Raw genomic sequence first — 16,931 nt, 5'->3', positions numbered from 1 at the left:
TTCGAGCGGCTCCTGAATTCGTGCGAAAGACACACGACGGGGACCAGCGGGTACGGCGGAGGCGTTGCGCGAGGCTGCCAACAGATGTCCTTCCGAGGGCTCGCGGCGGACTGACTACACGCACGCCAGACGACCATGCATCAGAGCACCAAAAGAAGCGGGTCGTCAAAGGGCAGCGCAAAGGGGCAGTGTAGCCGAACGGCATACACCTGTCCACTCCACTCTCGCTGCACGCTCCACGTTGGTCGCAGCATCGCCCGTCAGAGCCGAAACGTCAAGCCCGCGAGCCGACATTTCAGCCAAGGAACAGCCGAGACGCTGGGAGTTTGCCCATCATGTGACCTGCGCAACCATTGGATCCAAGACGATACCCGCGACCTGGGGTGGCTAACGCTCCGTCACGCGGCGAATCGAACGCCAGCCGATGACGGACTGACGATCGACGCTGCCATGGATGATGTACCCGGGACAAAACCAACCCCAAACACAGGCTTTGATAACAATTGAATGAAGCGCCACGCCGGGAGGAGTGCTCAGCCCGGCGGGGGTTTCCGAGGAGTTCCGGCCTGGAGGCGAGTTCAGTTCGGTGGGGGGTTTCCGAGGAGTGTGGACAGTTCGGAGACGAGCCAGTGGGAGTCCTGTTTGACCATGACCAGACGGGCCCGGTTCTGCCTGATCTGCCGCCGGGGCTCCTTGTCCCCCGGGAGGGTTCTCACCGTGTTCATGTTCACGAACAGCAGCACCTCGACCCGATCGGCCTGCGCCGACTCGACCCCGGCCCCTGCCACCGTCGCCTGCTGGACGGTGCGCTGTTTCCTGGCGGTCGGCACCAGGGTCGTGGTGAGCTGCCGGTAGTACTGGCTGAGGTTGCCCGTGGTGTATCCCCGCGCCCTTGCGAAATCCTGTTCGATAGTGCGGTAGTCGTAGGACAACATGTCGGCGGCGACGGAGCGGGCGGTCGCGAGCGCCTCCTGCCCCGCGGCCTCATCCGAGCGCAACCGGCTCAGGTCCGCGAACATGATCCACACCACGGCGGCGAGCGAGAGCGTGACGGCCGTCAGCACCCCGACCAGCAGCAGGGAGACGCGCGTCACCACGTTCCCCCAACATGGACGCCCCGTCCTTCAGAGCGGGGAGGAGGTGCGGAACGGTCCCTCATGGTGTTCTCCGGACTTTCTCTGCGGGGCTTGTTGCGGTGAGTGAGTCGGCGATAACCAAGCCGGCGTTGCGTGACCGCCCCAGGGCATGGGGTGGCAGCGCGGGGAGCCCTCCAGCCGTTGGGCGGGGCTGTGAACCGCGAACCACCCGGTTTCGGCCGGGAATCCCGGTCCTTCGGGGCCGGGAGGATGTCAAAGGACCAGCTCCGCCTTCGACACGAGCCAGGCGGTCCCGACCTTGGTCACTTCCATGTTCCACTGGTAGAACCGCTCCTGCGGGATCTGCTTGCTCCCCTCCCAGCGGATCACGGCGTCTCCGACCACCATCACCTTGGCGATTCTCCCCTTCAGCGAGACGAGCCCGGAGGCGCGCAGCGCTCCCGTCTGGAGGACCTTGTTCTTGACGGTGGTCTCCTTGAGCGTTGTAACGGTCCTGGCGTACTCAGCCTTCGCCTCGCCGGTCGATGTGTCCAGAATCCGGCGGATATCCGCGTCAACGGTCTTGTGTCCGACCGAGAGCAGATCCAGGGCGTGCGTCCCGGCGGCCCGCATCGCCGCCTCGCGGTCGTCGGCCGCCGCCTGAGCATCAGCCAGGGCCTCGCACAGCCAGAAGGCGGTGCCAAGCAACGCCACGATCATCAGGCCCAGCACCAGCCCGGCGATCTTCAGCGGGTGAGCCCGCCGAGCAGCGTTCACCGCCATGCGCTCTCTCCCATCGCAGGTCCACCGGCACATGGACCGGCGACCACGTGGCGCCGGCCATCCAGACCGAAAGCTCCCCGATCGCCGGATCATAACCCGCGAAACGGATCGTCATGGAGGGCTTTGCCGACCTCTCCCAGAGTTGTCCCTCAGCGTCGAGGATGGGCCTCTCAGACTCTGGCCGCCGATCTCGCGGCACGGCCCGGCCCGGACCACCGATCTCGCAGTTCGTACGGCCATCCGCCACCGATCCGCCGGGTCGTCGCCCCCTCCTCACGGTTTCAGGCGAGAAGCGGCTCCACGCCTCCAGGGCGGCTCCACGAGGCCGCGCACCTCGATTGGGGACTTAACCACCCCTGCACGCCATACCAGCCTCAACGTGGCTCATAGCGCGCTATAGCGACAAATCACCCAGAGTGCCGCAAATCACGGGAAGCAGGGCAGGCATCCCGACCGGGGGACGCTCGTCCCGCCGGGGACGACACCACCGCGGGAGAACGCGCGAAGGCTCAGGAAACGCGAAAAGAGCGGGCCACCGGCACCTGGTGGACCCGCTCTTTCCGATGAAGCTTTATGCCAAGTGAATTACTTGACGGTGACGGTGGCGCCGGCGGCCTCGAGGGCAGCCTTGGCCTTCTCCGCCTGCTCCTTGTTGACCTTGCCGTCGAAGACGGCCTTGGGAGCACCGTCAACGAGGTCCTTGGCCTCCTTGAGGCCCAGGCTCGTCAGGGCGCGGATCTCCTTGATGACCTGGATCTTCTTGTCACCGGCGGCCTCGAGGACGACGTCGAACTCGTCCTGCTCCTCGACCTCCTCGGCGGCGGCGGCACCGGGGGCCGCGGCAGCGGCGACGGCGACCGGAGCGGCAGCCTTGACGTCGAAGGTCTCCTCGAAGAGCTTCACGAAGTCGGACAGCTCAAGGAGGGTCATCTCCTTGAAAGCGTCGAGCAGCTCGTCGGTGCTGAGCTTCGCCATAGTGGTTCCTCCGTATGGATCAAACGAACTAAGAATTGGGACCGCGGTACGTATGCGCTAATCCCCTGCGCCCGCTTGCGCGGACCTACTCGCCGGCCTCTTCGCGCTTCACGCGCAGAGCCTCGGCCAGCTGAGCCATGTTGGTGGGCAGCGCGTTGAAGACGGCGGCCGCGTGGCCCTGCTTCGCCTTCAGAGCGCCGGCCAGCTTCGCGAGGAGGACCTCGCGCGACTCGAGGTCGGCAAGCTTGCTGATCTCGGCCGGGTTCATCGACTTGCCGTCGACGACACCGCCCTTGATGATCAGGAGGGGATTGGCCTTGGCGAAGTCACGCAGACTCTTGGCGGCCTCGACCACGTCGCCATTGACGAACGCGATCGCCGACGGACCCGCGAGCAGGTCGTCGAGCTCGCTGATCCCGGCCTCGTTGGCCGCGATCTTGGTCAGCGTGTTCTTCACCACGGCGAACTTCGCATTCCCACCGAGAGAAACGCGCAGCTGCTTGAGCTGGGCGACGGTGAGACCGCGGTACTCGGTCAGAACGGCAGCGTTGGAGCCTTCGAAGTTGCTCCGCAGCTCGGCTACAGCCGTTGCCTTTTCCGCCTTCGCCATGGGCCTCCTTCCAGATGTGCCGCCGGTAAGAGCCCACAAACGCGAACAAGCCCCGGGCGCAGGCGCACGGGGCTCACATAAGGAGGTCAATCCAAATGAAAACTCACATCACACCTACGCGGGCCGTCCACTACGTGGATCCTTAAGTCACCAGGCCATGAGGCCCGACGACGACCGGCGGTCTTCGGCGTTGACAGCGTACGCCCTGTCGAGGGCAAACGCCAAATCGAGCACAGCGCCCCGACAAACGCCCCGAGAGACGCCGTGCTGGACACCCGGCGGACGAGCAGGCCGGGGCCGGAGCGCGTCCGGGGAACATACCCCGGCGAACGCCACGGCCCGCGTCCCTCGGCGGATCAGTCCACCGCGGGCCGCGGGCCGTAGCGGGATATCAGTTTCCGCCGCCCGGGTTACCGGGGTTCTTCGGCAGGTCGCCCACCTGCTCGGCGGGCGGGGCCACGATCGTCACGGGCTCGTTGAAGCCCTTGAACTGCGCGGTCAGGTTGAACGTCTCCTGCTGCTCCGAGCCGCTGAGCGTGACCTTGCGGGGCAGGCTCTGGGCGTCGGCCCACAGGTCGAACTTCACGTTCTTGGCCTGCGAGAGCTGCTGCTGGAGCTGCTCCCGCCTGGCCGGGTCGAGCACCTGCGCGGCCTCGGCCACCGGGAAGGTGCCGCTGTAGTGGGTCGTCTCGACCCCACCGACCGTCTCGGTGCCGACCGCCTTGACATCCTTCGACGCGGTGAGCAACTTGACCGTCCCGGCCAGGTCGAACTGCTGGACCTGGTCCAGGAAGCCCTTCACACCCGTCTGGTCCTTGGCCTCAAGATCGCTGAGCGAGGCCTTGAGCCACGGCTTGGTCGCACCGGCGAACCTGGCGAGCAGCTCCGACTTCACGTAGACCGTGTCGCCGGTGAAGATCGCCCTGGCTCCGCCGGGGACGTTCTGCCCGCCGAAGGTGATCGTGTCCAGTGTGATGTCGGTCGCAAGCTGGGGCTTGCTCTGGTAGACCACACTGCCTTGGATCTTGGTCGCGCCCCTGTCGCCGTTGGCGTCAAGTACGAGGTCCGCGGAGTACGAAGTGACCTCCCCAGCCCTCTGGGCGCTCTGCTGCACCACCTCGGCGGCGGCCAGCTTGACGTTTCCGAGGGAACTGGTGCTCTGCGCACCACATCCCGTGACCGCGACCAGCACGGCCGCTCCCAGTGTCAGTGCGGGAGCCAATCGGCGCATTCGTCTTCACTCCTTCGTGTCCCCCGATGGACTTGTTTATGACCCTACGCCGGGAGATCACGGCATGCGTCCTCCAGAAGAACGAAGAAAGGCCTCAACCGAATGGCCATTCGGTTGAGACCTTCCCAAGAAAACGTCTGCTAGCGGATGCCTCAGGCGTCGAGCTCCGCGGTCATCGCCCGCGTCACGTTCGGGTCGACCGGGATGCCCGGGCCCATGGACGTGGAGAAGACGACCTTCTTCAGGTAACGGCCCTTGGCCGCGGACGGCTTGAGACGCAGCACCTCGTCGAGGGCGGCGGCGTAGTTCTCGATGAGCTGACGCTCACCGAACGACACCTTGCCGATGATGAAGTGCAGGTTCGCGTGCCGGTCGACACGGAACTCGATCTTGCCGCCCTTGATGTCGGTGACGGCCTTGCCGACGGCCGGGGTCACGGTGCCGGTCTTGGGGTTCGGCATCAGACCACGCGGGCCGAGCACGCGGCCGAGACGGCCGACCTTGCCCATCAGGTCCGGGGTCGCGACGACGGCGTCGAAGTCGAGGCGGCCCTTGGCGACCTCGTCGATCAGCTCGTCGGCGCCGACGATGTCGGCGCCCGCGGCGCGAGCCTCCTCGGCACGGTCGCCGGTCGCGAAGACCAGGACCCGGGCAGTCTTACCGGTGCCGTGCGGGAGGTTGACGGTGCCGCGCACCATCTGGTCCGCCTTGCGGGGGTCGACGCCCAGCCGCAGGGCGACCTCGACGGTCGCGTCGAACTTGGCGACGTTGGTCTCCTTGGCCAGCTTGGCCGCCTCGACCGGGCTGTAGAGGTTCTCGTTGTTGATCTGGGCCGCTGCTGCGCGGAATCCCTTGCTGCGCTTCACTTGCTCACTCCTGTGGATCCGAGTGTCCGTGGTGCGGGCCAGCGCCTGGCCCCTCCACTTACTTCGACGTTGTGGTGACGGGCGCGCTCACTGTCGCGCTCGTCGCTGTCGGGCCCCGCCCGGTCCCGTGAACGTCTTCAGGCGTCCACGTCACCGGCCCCCGGCCCGGCTTCGCCGCGTCTTCTAGTCGGCGATCGTGATGCCCATCGACCGGGCGGTGCCGGCGATGATCTTCTCGGCCGCCTCGATGTCGTTGGCGTTGAGGTCCTGCATCTTGGTCTCGGCGATCTGGCGCAGCTGCTCCTTGGTGAGCTTGCCGACCTTGTCCTTCTGCGGGACGGGCGAGCCCTTGGCCACACCGGCGGCCTTCTTGATCAGCTCAGGCGCCGGGGGCGTCTTCGTGACGAAGGTGAAGGAGCGGTCCTCGAAGATGGTGATCTCAACGGGGATGATGTTGCCGCGCTGGGCCTCGGTGGCAGCGTTGTACTGCTTGACGAAGTCCATGATGTTGACGCCGTGCGGACCGAGGGCGGTACCGACCGGCGGAGCGGGCGTGGCCTGGCCAGCGGGAAGCTGGACCTTGACCAGTGCCGCGATCTTCTTCTTAGGAGGCATGGTTCTCTCCGGGTCCTAATCGGGGTGATGCGGCTCCCACGCAGACACGGGGAGCATGTCGGAAGGCCGTGCTTCGCGAGACACGGCCACCGAACGTCTTAGTTTATGTGATCGATCAGATCTTCGAGACCTGGTTGAACGAGAGCTCGACCGGGGTCTCGCGACCGAAGATCGAGACGAGCACCTTGAGCTTCTGGGACTCGGCGCTGATCTCGCTGACCGTGGCGGGCAGGGTGGCGAAGGGACCGTCCATGACGGTGACGGACTCGCCGACCTCGAAGTCGACGGTCGCGGCCGAGGCCTTGGTGGTCGACTTCTTGACCTCTTCCGAGGGCTCGGGGGCCAGCAGCTTGGCGACCTCGTCGAGGCTCAGCGGACTCGGCTTGTTCGACAGGCCAACGAAACCGGTCACACCGGGCGTGTTGCGCACCGCGGACCAGGACTCGTCGGTGAGCTCCATCCGGACGAGCACGTAACCGGGGAGCACCCGCTCCTTGACCAGCTGACGCTTGCCGCTCTTCACCTCGGTCACGTGGTGCGTGGGCACCTCGACCTGGAAGATGTAGTCCTCCATGTTGAGGGACTGCGTGCGGGTCTCGATGTTCGACTTCACGCGGTTCTCGTAACCCGCGTAGGAGTGGATGACGTACCACTCGCCGAACTGACTGCGCAGCTGGCGCTTGAACTCTTCGACCGGATCGACGTCGGGGAGGACGTCACCGTCCTCGTCGACCTCTCCGGCGGAGACCTCTTCGGCCTCCTCGAACTCGTCGGCCTCTTCCTCGTCCTCGTCGACGTCGGCCGCGACCTCGTCGGTCTCGGTTTCGGCGTCGAACTCGTCGGACTCGGCGAGCGAGCCCTCCGCGAGGTCGACGACCTCTTCCGGCGCGTCAGTCCGCTCTTCGCGGGACTCGCCGGCCGGCTGTGGAGACTCGGACACGGTGACTCATTCTCTTTCCGTCGATGGGCTGATGAAGTTACGGGGGGCGATCCGCCGGGTTCCGGCTCAGGCTCCGCCGAAGATCCGCAGCACACCTTCGGTGAGCACCGCGTCGAGCGCGGACACGATTCCGACCATGACCAGAACGAAGACCAGAACGATCGTGGTGTAGGAGAGCAGGTCCTTGCGCGTAGGCCAGATAACCTTGCGCAGCTCAGCGATAACCTGCCGGTAGAAAAGGGCGGGAGAAGTGCGCTTGGCCTTCTTCTCACCGCTCGGCTTGCCTGCGGTTTCGCCGCGCGTGTCGATCGCCACAGTCCTCACCTGCTCTGTCGAGTCCAACGCATGTCTGCGGCGCGCTTAGACGCCCTGATGCGCGGACCGCTCCTCGCAGGGCACGAGGGACTCGAACCCCCAACCGCCGGTTTTGGAGACCGGTGCGCTACCAATTGCGCTAGTGCCCTAAGACATGAACCACCATACATCGGCTGGACCGATGTTTGTCCGTGGCTCACGGTCCTGCCCGCCGATTCACGCATGCGGCGGTAAGACCATGCTGGAGTCTACGGGGGAATGGCCCCTACGTCGAACCGGTTAGTGATCGCCCAGGTCACGGTCTTTTCTGCTGCTTGTACGGCTTGCCGGCGGATCCACGCGGATCACGGACGCGGGGCGGAAACCGCGCCACAGGTCTGTAACCATGGAGGCATGACCCGTCCTCGCATCTCAGCGCGCATCTCCGCGATCTCCGAGTCCGCCACGCTCGCCGTGGACGCCAAGGCCAAGGCCATGAAGGCGGCGGGCCGCCCGGTCATCGGCTTCGGCGCGGGCGAGCCGGACTTCCCGACTCCCGACTACATCGTCGAGGCCGCCATCGAGGCGTGCCGGAACCCCAGGTTCCACAAGTACACCCCGGCCGGCGGCCTGCCCGAGCTGAAGCAGGCCATCGCGGACAAGACGCTGCGCGACTCCGGCTACCAGGTCGACGCCGCCCAGGTCCTGGTCACCAACGGCGGCAAGCAGGCCGTCTACGAGGCGTTCGCCACGCTCCTCGACCCGGGCGACGAGGTGCTGGTCGTCGCCCCCTACTGGACCACCTACCCCGAGGCCATCAAGCTGGCGGGCGGCGTCCAGGTCGACGTGGTGACCGACGAGACCACCGGCTACCTCGCGAGCGTCGAGCAGCTCGAGGCGGCCCGTACCGAGCGCACCAAGGTCCTGCTGTTCGTCTCCCCGTCCAACCCGACGGGCGCGGTCTACACGCCTGAGCAGGTCGAGGCGATCGGCCGCTGGGCCGCGGAGCACGACCTGTGGGTGGTCACCGACGAGATCTACGAGCACCTCACGTACGGCGACGCGACGTTCGCGAGCATCGCGACCGTCGTCCCCGAGCTGGGCGACAAGGTCGTCGTGCTGAACGGCGTCGCCAAGACCTACGCCATGACCGGCTGGCGGGTCGGCTGGCTGATCGGCCCGAAGGACGTCGTCAAGGCCGCGACCAACCTGCAGTCGCACGCCACGTCCAACGTCTCGAACGTCGCCCAGATCGCCGCCCTGGCCGCCGTCTCCGGCGACCTGTCGGCCGTGGCGAAGATGCGTGAGGCCTTCGACCGCCGCCGTCAGACCATGGTTCGCATGCTGAACGAGATCCCCGGCGTGCTCTGCCCTGAGCCGAAGGGCGCGTTCTACGCCTACCCGTCGATCAAGGAGCTGCTGGGCAAGGACTTCGGCGGCAGGCGCCCCGAGACGTCCGCCCAGCTCGCCGAGCTCATCCTCGAGGAGGCCGAGGTCGCCCTCGTCCCCGGCGAGGCCTTCGGCACCCCCGGCTACTTCCGGCTGTCCTACGCGCTCGGTGACGAGGACCTCGTCGAGGGCGTCAGCCGGGTGGCCAAGTTCCTGAGCCAGACGAACTGAGCTCGACGGGCTGAGCCAGTGGGGCTGCCGACCGGCCGAGCCGGACCCGTCGGCCCCCGTGGCCGCCCGACGATCAGGGGTGCCGGACGGCACTCCTGATCGTCATCCCGTGCCCCACCCGGTGACGACGCGCTCCATCTCGGCGGTGTACCCGAGGCCCGTGCTGACCACGGCCGCGCATCCGCCCCCCCTCAGAAGCCGCTGGAAGCCGCCGGACGCGCTGCGGGTCCCCGTCACCCGCGGGCCGGGGTGAAACCGGGCCGAGGGGAGCCGGATTCACCGGTTCCGGGGCAGGCGTCACCGGTTCGACGGCGAGAAGGACCGCCGAGCCCCTGGCATACGGCACCATATGGAAATGCCACGCCCGCTCACCGACCTGCCAAAGGCTCACCTGCATCTGCACTTCACCGGCTCGATGCGACACACGACCCTGATCGAGCTCGCCCGCGAGCAGGGGCTGCACCTGCCGGACGCCCTCGAGGAGGACTGGCCGCCCCGGCTTCGGGCGACCGATGAGCGCGGCTGGTTCCGGTTCCAGCGGCTCTACGACATCGCGCGGACCGTGTTGCAGCGGGAGTCCGACGTTTACCGGCTGCTGCGGGAGGCCGCGCAGGACGAGGCCGCCGAGGGCTCACGCTGGCTGGAGATCCAGGTCGACCCCTCGGGATACGCCCACCGGTTCGGCGGCCTCACCCGGACCCTGGAGCTGATGCTGGACGCCGCGCGAGGGGCCGCCGCCCACGCGGGCATCGGGGTCGCGGTCGTGGTCGCCGCCAACCGGACGCGCCATCCCTTGGACGCCAAGACGCTCGCCCGCCTCGCCTCGCACCACATGGACCAGGGGGTCGTCGGGTTCGGGCTGTCCAACGACGAGCGCAGGGGACGGGCTCGCGACTTCGACGGGGCCTTCAGGCTCGCCAAGCGAGCGGGGCTGCTGGCCGTACCGCACGGCGGGGAGCTGCTCGGCGCGGAGAGCGTGGCGGAGTGTCTTGACGTGCTGGGCGCCGACCGGCTCGGGCACGGGGTGCGGGCGGCCGAGTCACCGCGGCTGATGGAACGCCTCGCGGACCGGCAGATCACCTGTGAGGTCTGCCCGACCTCCAACGTCGGGCTCGGGGTCGCAGAACGGGCCGAGGACGTGCCGCTGCGGCGGCTGTTCGAGGCGGGGGTGCCCATCGCGCTCGGCGCCGACGACCCGCTGCTGTTCGGCGCGCGGCTGCTGCCGCAGTACGAGCTGGCGAGACACGTGTACGGCTTCCGCGACGCGGAGCTGGCCGAGCTGGCCCGCCAGTCGATCAGGGCGTCGGCAGCGCCGGAGGGGGTCCGCAAGGACGTCCTCAAGGAGATCGACGAATGGCTGACGTCCCCCGACCCGAGCCACGCGGCGAACCCGGAGAGCGCGGAGAGCGCGGAGAACCCGGCGGACAAGGGCTGAGAGAGCCGGGAAGGCCACACCGGAGCGGTAAGCCACGAAGGGCCGGGAAGACCGGTAAGGCCACGCCGCGGCAGGCTGGGCCTCTTGTAGGGCATGAAGGGGTCGCAGGCCGGGGCCGTTGAATGCGAGAGACCGGACGTCCCGGAAGCCGGACAGGCGTCGAGGACCCCTCTCTAGAGGCCGGGTGGGCGCCGGTCAGCTTCTTCCCGTTCCTCCGGGCAGGGTTTCCTCCTCCCGGGTGCGAGACTCACCGCTGTCTCCTCCCCGAGTGCGAGGCTCACCGCCGTCTCGAGGTCGATCCTCCCGCCGCACGCGACGGGATCTCCCGATCGCCGGTGTTCTACGGCGAACACCGCGGAGCCGCTGATCGAGGCGAGAACGGGCGAGCGCAGGTGCTCGCCGCCGAGCGTCGCCCAGGCGTCGCGGGCCGCCGCGAGCAACATCACCCCCTCCTCGATCCGCTGCTCGGCGACGGCCAGCGCGCCGAGCAGCTCGACCCCGGCGGCCTGGGCCGTACGGTCGTCGAAGAGACGGGCGGTCCGCAGGGCCTCGCGGGCGTGCTCCCCCGCCGCGGCGACGTCACCGCGCAGGCACTCGGCCTGGGCGCGGAGGTGGCACAGGTGGGAGCGAGTCCAGAACTCCTCGCACGCCTCGCAGAGCTCCAGGCCGTCGACGAGGACCTCGATCGCGGCGTCGACGTCTCCCACGGCCAGCAGGGAGGTGGCCACGACGGTGTAGCTGGGCAGCAGGCCCGGGAAGAGGAAGCCAGCGGAGCGGTGGCGATCACGGGCCTCCTGGATGAGCAGCACGGCGCTGGCCGCCTCACCGCGCTGGGCCGCGACCTGCGCGGTGAGCTGGTTGACGTACGCGGTCGCGTAACCACCGGGGTCGCCCGCCCGGCACTCGGAGAGCCGCTCCTCCGCCCCCGGCAGGTCTCCCTGGACACTGGCGACCCAGGCGCAGACCCACAACGCCCTGGTCCGCGCCGGTCCCGCCTGCCGGTCCAGGGTCAGTGCCCGGTCGAGGTAGCTGCGCCCCTCCTCATGCATCCCGCAGCACACCCACAGGAACCAGAGCATCCCGGCCAGCTCCAGTCCGGTCCCGGCCTCCAGGCCCGTCTCCAGCGCCAGTCTGAGGTTGGCCGCCTCGACGCACAGCCTGCGGTGCCAGCGCACCTGACGCTCCGGCCACTCGCCCTCCGCGCGGCGGGCGAGGCCGAGGTAGAAGTCATGGTGGCGCAGCCGCATCTCCTGCTCCTGCCCGAGCAGCGCGAGCCAGCCCGCGCCGAACTCGCGCGTCCCGCCGAGCATCAGGAAGCGCACTCCCGCCGAGGTCTCCCTGCGCAGCAGCACGGACTTGTCGACCAGGCCCGCGACCACGTCAACCATGTCCTCCGCGCCGAGTGTCTCGTCCTGGCAAACGTAGGTCGCCGCCTCCAGGTCGAACTCTCCGGCGAACACCGAGACGCGCGCCCAGAACAGCCGTTCCTTGGCGGTGCAGAGCTGGTGGCTCCACCCGATGCAGGTGGCCAGCGCCCGATGCCGGGACGGGCCGTCCCTGTCCTCATCGACGAGGAGGCCGAAACGGTCGTCGAGCCCGGCCATGAAGTCCGCGACGGACATGGTGCGCAGCCGTACGGCCGCCAGCTCGATCGCCAAGGGAAGGCCATCCAGCCTGGCGCACACCTCGGGCAGCCTGTCGCGCGCCACGGGAGGCCAGGTGCCGCCCAGACAGGTGAGCAGGGCGTGCGCGTCCTGCTCGGGAAGCCCGGTCAGCACCCGCAGATGCTCACCGGGGACGGAGAGCGACTGGCGGCTGATCGCCAGGACGCGGAGCACGGGGTCGGCGGAGAGCAGCTCGCCCACCAGCGAGGCGACCTCGTCCACCAGCGCCTCGCAGGTGTCGAGCACCAGGAAGGACCCGGCGGACAGGGCCAGGGCCTCCGCGACCGCGGGCTCCAGGGCGTGTGGCCCCTCGACCGTGGCGACGTCAACGACCGCGGGGTCGGGAGCGATCATCCGGGCGAGTTCGAGGCCGAGCCTGGTCTTGCCCACGCCACCGGCGCCGGACAGGGTGACGAGCCGCACCTGTCCGAACAGGGCCGTGATCTCCGCGACCTCGCCCCGCCTACCGACGAACGCGCTCATCCCACAGTCTCCTCGCGGCGTGCGCATTCATGCTAAAGGTGATCGAAGCCCTCGCTATCCCGGATTCGCGCGATGGTCGTGTCCACATCCATGACCATTCCCCTGTCGAACGCGTGCTCGTACACGACGTCGCCGACCAGCGCCCTCGCCTGGTGCTCCGTGTGCTCACGGGGGGCCGCGTACGAGGACGATCCGGGCCCGGGAGAGTCAGAGACCGTCCACATCCGCCACGCCGCGCCGAGCAGGCAGGCCGCCCGCCGCCCGTCACCGCGCGCCACGGCGGTCGCGGCGAGCTGGTCCATCGCCATGGCCGCGCCGAACGGGTCGCCCAGGCGCCACTTCACCTCCAGCGCCGTACGCGCGTAGGCCTCCGCCGCCTCGATCCGCCCCCTGCCGAGCTCGGCGAATGAGCGCACGTGGTCGCCGTTTGAGCGCGCCCACAACTCGCCCCGCTCCGCGCACCTGGCCCACTGCCGGACGAGCACCTCGACGGCCAGGTCGAACTCGCCCCTGAGACTGTGCGCCAGCGCCAGCGTCGTCTCGGCGACGGGCAGCCCGATGTGGGCCTGGTGCCCGAGAGCCGCCTCCTCGAACAGCCCGGCGGACTCGGCCGCCAGGCGCGCGGCCTCGTCGAGGTCGCCGAGGACGAGGGCGGTCGCCGCCGCTCCCTGCCTGGCGCATCCCGCCGCTACGAGGTCGCCCTCGGTCATCGCGGCCTCGTACGCCTCCCCCGCCCTCTCCGCGGCGGTCGCCGTGTCACCCGCGGCGAGCGCCGCCCACGCGTAAACCCACAGGGCCTTGGTGCGGGCCGGGCCGGGATCGGCGTGTCTGTCCAGCACCCGGTCCAGATATCGGCGGCCGAGACGCACCCTGCCGAGACAGCACCAGACGAACCAGAGCGCGGTCACCAGGTCGAACCCGTCGTCGTGGTCGAGGGCGGCCTCCAGGTCGGGCAGCGTCCTGTGGGCCCAGTCGGCCCACTGCGCCTGCCGCGGGCCGTACCACTCGGCCTCGGCCCTGCGGGCCCGCGCCAGGTAGTGCCCTCGGTGGCGGCCCGCCATGACCTCCTCCTCACCCAGGCGGCACAGCCACTCCCTGCCGTAGTCACGGATCGTGTCGAGCATCCGGTACCGCGATCCGTCGGTGACCAGGATCGACTTATCGACCAGGCGGGACAGCGGAAGCGCGGCGAGCCGCCCGTCGACGCACACGGCCCACGCGTCGTCGGCGTCGAACCAGCCCGCGAAGACCGACAGGCGTGCCCAGAGCAGGCGCTCAGCCGCGGTGCAGAGCTCGTGGCTCCAGCCGACCGCGGTGCGCAGGGTCTGGTGACGTCCCAGCGGGGTACGGCTCCCGCCGACGAGCAGGGCGAAACGGTCGTCGAGGCGTTCGGCGATCTGCGGGACGGACAGCGCCCTCAGCCGCCGTGCGGCCAGCTCGATGGCCAGCGGGATGCCGTCGAGCGTGCGGCAGACCTGGGCGACCTCCTGCGGGTCGAGGGTGATGCCGGGCACCAGCGCCTGGGCCCGCTCGGTGAACAGCCGCACCGCGGCGGACTCCGCCGCGCCCACGCCGTCCGGCACCGCCAGCGGTTCGATGGGCATGAGCCGCTCCCCCGGCAGGCCGAGCGGCTGGCGGCTGGTGGCGAGCACCCGGGTGTGCGGGGCCTCGGACAGGATCCGGCGCAGCAGCGCCGCGCACGCGTCGATCAGGTGGTCGCAGGTGTCGAGGACCAGCAGCAGCCGCTTGTCCGCGAGGAAGTCGGCGAGCACATCGGCCTGGGGCCGCACCGCCTGCTCACGCAGGCCGAGCGCGGCGGCGATGGCGTGACCGATCAGCTGGCCGTTCTGCTCCGCGGAGAGCTCGACGACCCACACCCCGTCGCAGAACGAGTCACGGAGCCGGTCGGCCGTCCTGACCGCCAGCCTGGACTTGCCGACTCCGGCGACCCCGGTGAGCGTCACCAGGGGCGACCGGCCGATCAGCACGGCCAGCTCGTCGAGTTCTTCTTCCCGCCCGACGAGGCTGCTCGTCTCCGCCGGGACGTTGTCCCGACGTGTACGCGTTTCCGCCACCGAATTCCTCGCCCCTCCGCGTGAGGTGGCAAGCCAACCACGGAACCGGTGGCAGATCTGGTGAGATCGGACACCCCCGGTTACGGGATCTTCTCCTCCAGTACATATTTCACAGCAAGGTGCAGGTCAAGGGCTTTCCCTTCGGTGAAACGGGTGTCGAATTCTCCACCGCCGAGAACCTCGACGGCCCGAGTCACGGCCCGCTGCCTGACGATGATGAGGATCGGTGAGCTGAACTGCTGCAGCCCCGAGGAGTCCCAGGCGGCCTGGGCCACGCCCAGGAGCAGAGCGGCCGTTTCCGCCGTTCCCGCGGCCGCGGCCCAGGCGACCAGTTCGACGCAGCCGACCGTCAGGAGCAGGTCCTCGAAGAGCAGTGCCCCGGCGAGCGCGGCCCTGGCGTGTCTGAGGACACCGGGCGCGCGGCCCTTGACGTGTTCGGCCCAGGCGAGGACGTACTCCATCTGGGCACGGTTCCACTCCTCTCCGTGGGCCTCGCAGAGCGCCTGCCCCCGCGCGAGGATCCGGTCGGTCTCCTCCGGGCTGCCCGCCGCCAGCTGGCTCAGGGCCGCCATCGTGTGGCTGGGCAGCAGCCCGGACAGCAGGTCGCCCTCGGCCGTGTGCCAGGCGATGGCCTCCAGCAGCAGCTCGACGGCGCGGGGAAACTCCCGCCGCATCAGGGCGAGGAGGCCCTCCATCTGGGCGACGTATCCGGCGGCGGTGCCCGCCATGTCCTCCGCGCGGCAGCGGGCGAGCCGGTCCCGCACCGCGTCGAGGTCGCCCTGGAGCGCGGCGACCCAGGCGCAGACCCACAGCGCCCTTATTCGTTCCGGGCCCGGCCTGGTGTGCGAGCGCAGCGCGGCGTCCAGATGGTGCCGCCCTTCGCGCGTCATGCCGCAGCAGACCCACAGAAACCACAGGGACCCCGCCAGATCCAGGCCGGTCCGCGACCACTCGGGGTCGGTCAGGCACAGCTCGAACACCCTGCGGAAGTTGAACCGCTCGGCCCGCATCCGGCCGTACCACTCGACCTGGCGTCCCGGCCACTCGGCGGCGCACCGCCTGGCCAGCCCGAGGTAGTGATCCCGGTGCCGGGCCCTGACCGCGCGGGTCTCGCCCAGCCTGGACAGCCACTCGGCGCCGAACTCCCTGACGGTGTCCAGCATGCGAAGCCGTAGGCCGGTGGGGTGCTCCTCCCGCTGTACCAGGGACTTGTCGACCAGCCCGGTCAGCGCCTCGAACAGCAGCGGGGCCTGGAGCGGCCCGCCGACGCAGACCTCCTCCGCGGCCTCCAGGTCGAACCCGCAGGCGAAGACGGACAGGCGGGCCCACAGCAGCCGCTCGGCCGGGGTGCACAGCTCGTGGCTCCAGCCGACCGCGGCGCGCAGCGACTCGTGCCGCACCGGGCCGCCGCCCCCGCCTGCCTCCCCGGTCAGCAGGCGGTAGCGGTCACCGAGCTCGCGGATGAGCCGCTCCGGTGACGTGGTGCGCAGCCGTACGGCCGCCAGCTCGATCGCCAGCGGGACGCAGTCGAGCCTCCGGCACAGCTCGGCCATGCCCTCCCGCCCGGCCTCCACGCTCCACTCGGAGGCCTCCGTGGCCTCCGTGGCCTCCGTCGTGCTCGCCGCCGGATCGCCCGCCGCGCCCACCGCGCCCACCGTGCTCGCCGCCGGGTCCGCCGTCAGACCGGCGCGGTCGCTCAGCAGCGCCACCGCGTCCTCGACCGGCAACGGCGGGACGAGGTAGACGTGCTCGCCGGAAACGCCGAGCGGCTGGCGGCCCGTGACCAGCACGCGGAGGTTGGGCGCGGCGCGCAGCAGGGTGTCGGCCAGCGAGGCCACCGCCTCGACCAGGTGCTCGCAGGTGTCGAGCATGAGTAGCGCCCTGCGCGGGCCCAGCCAGTCGGCCAGGAGCTCCTGGGGTGGCCTGGCCGACTGGTCGGCGATGCCGATGCTGTCGGCGACGGTGCCCGGCAGCAGGTGCGGATCGGTCAGGGAGGCCAGCTCGGCCTGCCAGAAACCACCGGGGAACTCCCCCGAGATCTCCTCGACGACCCGGAGCGCCAGGCGCGTCTTCCCGACGCCGCCCAGACCGGTGAGCGTGACCAGACGCGACTCCCGCAGCAGGCGGACCACCTGTGCGATCTCTGTGCGCCGGCCGAAGAAGGCAGTTTCCATGCGGGTGCCCATGCTAGGGCGCCCCGAGTGGTTTGGGGGCCGCTCTCGGGGAAGCGCCACTAGACTATTTGCCTGTCCCTAGCCGTGGTC

The 16,931-nt window shown here is 69.4% G+C and carries 14 protein-coding genes and 1 tRNA gene; 2 read left to right on the top strand and 13 right to left on the bottom strand.

Going from position 1 to position 16,931, the window contains the following annotated elements; translation table 11 throughout:
* Positions 1–578: 578 nt before the first annotated feature.
* The 10 genes from AB0395_RS19750 to AB0395_RS19705 all read right to left on the bottom strand — a co-directional run bounded on the left by AB0395_RS19750 (position 579) and on the right by AB0395_RS19705 (position 7,560).
* Positions 579–1,094 carry a hypothetical protein gene (locus AB0395_RS19750; RefSeq protein ID WP_366282429.1) on the bottom strand — a complete coding sequence of 172 codons (516 nt, stop codon included), beginning with the start codon at positions 1,092–1,094 and terminating at the stop codon, positions 579–581.
* 255 nt (positions 1,095–1,349) lie between these two features.
* Positions 1,350–1,859, bottom strand: coding sequence for a hypothetical protein (locus AB0395_RS19745; RefSeq protein ID WP_366282427.1), 510 nt, complete (start codon positions 1,857–1,859; stop codon positions 1,350–1,352).
* A gap of 585 nt (positions 1,860–2,444) precedes the next feature.
* On the bottom strand, positions 2,445–2,834 hold the full coding sequence (gene rplL / locus AB0395_RS19740; RefSeq protein WP_366282425.1) for a 50S ribosomal protein L7/L12: 390 nt from the start codon (positions 2,832–2,834) through the stop codon (positions 2,445–2,447).
* A gap of 85 nt (positions 2,835–2,919) precedes the next feature.
* Positions 2,920–3,444 (bottom strand): 50S ribosomal protein L10, encoded by a 525-nt coding sequence (gene rplJ, locus AB0395_RS19735; protein ID WP_366282424.1) that lies wholly within the window; start codon positions 3,442–3,444, stop codon positions 2,920–2,922.
* A 391-nt stretch (positions 3,445–3,835) separates the two neighbouring features.
* Complete coding sequence (locus tag AB0395_RS19730) at positions 3,836–4,675, bottom strand: LppX_LprAFG lipoprotein (protein WP_366282423.1); 840 nt, start codon at positions 4,673–4,675, stop codon at positions 3,836–3,838.
* Between the two features lie 152 nt (positions 4,676–4,827).
* Entirely contained in the window at positions 4,828–5,541 is a 714-nt protein-coding gene (rplA, locus tag AB0395_RS19725; RefSeq protein WP_366282421.1) for a 50S ribosomal protein L1, read from the bottom strand.
* Positions 5,542–5,724: 183 nt separating this feature from the next.
* Positions 5,725–6,156 (bottom strand): 50S ribosomal protein L11, encoded by a 432-nt coding sequence (gene rplK / locus AB0395_RS19720; protein ID WP_366282419.1) that lies wholly within the window; start codon positions 6,154–6,156, stop codon positions 5,725–5,727.
* A 115-nt stretch (positions 6,157–6,271) separates the two neighbouring features.
* Positions 6,272–7,096 (bottom strand): transcription termination/antitermination protein NusG, encoded by an 825-nt coding sequence (gene nusG / locus AB0395_RS19715; protein ID WP_366282417.1) that lies wholly within the window; start codon positions 7,094–7,096, stop codon positions 6,272–6,274.
* Positions 7,097–7,162: 66 nt separating this feature from the next.
* Positions 7,163–7,411 (bottom strand): preprotein translocase subunit SecE, encoded by a 249-nt coding sequence (gene secE / locus AB0395_RS19710; protein ID WP_366282415.1) that lies wholly within the window; start codon positions 7,409–7,411, stop codon positions 7,163–7,165.
* Between the two features lie 76 nt (positions 7,412–7,487).
* Positions 7,488–7,560: transfer RNA gene (locus tag AB0395_RS19705), tRNA-Trp, on the bottom strand.
* A gap of 244 nt (positions 7,561–7,804) precedes the next feature.
* Between AB0395_RS19705 and AB0395_RS19700 the strand changes: the two genes are divergently transcribed.
* Positions 7,805–9,010, top strand: coding sequence for a pyridoxal phosphate-dependent aminotransferase (locus AB0395_RS19700; RefSeq protein ID WP_366282413.1), 1,206 nt, complete (start codon positions 7,805–7,807; stop codon positions 9,008–9,010).
* 355 nt (positions 9,011–9,365) lie between these two features.
* Positions 9,366–10,445, top strand: coding sequence for an adenosine deaminase (locus AB0395_RS19695; RefSeq protein ID WP_366282412.1), 1,080 nt, complete (start codon positions 9,366–9,368; stop codon positions 10,443–10,445).
* A 173-nt stretch (positions 10,446–10,618) separates the two neighbouring features.
* On the opposite strand, the gene AB0395_RS19690 is transcribed toward AB0395_RS19695, so the two are convergent.
* From AB0395_RS19690 to AB0395_RS19680, 3 genes are all read right to left on the bottom strand, one after another.
* Entirely contained in the window at positions 10,619–12,592 is a 1,974-nt protein-coding gene (locus AB0395_RS19690; RefSeq protein WP_366282410.1) for a hypothetical protein, read from the bottom strand.
* Between the two features lie 32 nt (positions 12,593–12,624).
* Positions 12,625–14,667: an AAA family ATPase gene (locus tag AB0395_RS19685; protein WP_366282408.1), complete on the bottom strand. Its 2,043-nt coding sequence runs from the start codon at positions 14,665–14,667 to the stop codon at positions 12,625–12,627.
* An 80-nt stretch (positions 14,668–14,747) separates the two neighbouring features.
* Positions 14,748–16,841: an ATPase gene (locus AB0395_RS19680; RefSeq protein WP_366282406.1), complete on the bottom strand. Its 2,094-nt coding sequence runs from the start codon at positions 16,839–16,841 to the stop codon at positions 14,748–14,750.
* Positions 16,842–16,931 lie beyond the last annotated feature (90 nt).

Origin of the sequence: Streptosporangium sp. NPDC051023 (assembly GCF_040689595.1) — a bacterium.
GTDB lineage: Bacteria > Actinomycetota > Actinomycetes > Streptosporangiales > Streptosporangiaceae > Streptosporangium.
Note: the sequence above shows the minus strand (reverse complement) of the source record. Positions and strands in the feature narration are given on the sequence as shown.

Coding starts and splice junctions, on each gene's coding strand:
- AB0395_RS19745 (WP_366282427.1), bottom strand. CDS start 1,859: ATGGCGGTGAACGCTGCTCGGCGGGCTCACCCGCTGAAGATCGCCGGG.
- rplL (WP_366282425.1), bottom strand. CDS start 2,834: ATGGCGAAGCTCAGCACCGACGAGCTGCTCGACGCTTTCAAGGAGATG.
- rplJ (WP_366282424.1), bottom strand. CDS start 3,444: ATGGCGAAGGCGGAAAAGGCAACGGCTGTAGCCGAGCTGCGGAGCAAC.
- AB0395_RS19730 (WP_366282423.1), bottom strand. CDS start 4,675: ATGCGCCGATTGGCTCCCGCACTGACACTGGGAGCGGCCGTGCTGGTC.
- rplK (WP_366282419.1), bottom strand. CDS start 6,156: ATGCCTCCTAAGAAGAAGATCGCGGCACTGGTCAAGGTCCAGCTTCCC.
- AB0395_RS19700 (WP_366282413.1), top strand. CDS start 7,805: ATGACCCGTCCTCGCATCTCAGCGCGCATCTCCGCGATCTCCGAGTCC.
- AB0395_RS19695 (WP_366282412.1), top strand. CDS start 9,366: ATGCCACGCCCGCTCACCGACCTGCCAAAGGCTCACCTGCATCTGCAC.
- AB0395_RS19690 (WP_366282410.1), bottom strand. CDS start 12,592: ATGAGCGCGTTCGTCGGTAGGCGGGGCGAGGTCGCGGAGATCACGGCC.
- AB0395_RS19680 (WP_366282406.1), bottom strand. CDS start 16,841: ATGGAAACTGCCTTCTTCGGCCGGCGCACAGAGATCGCACAGGTGGTC.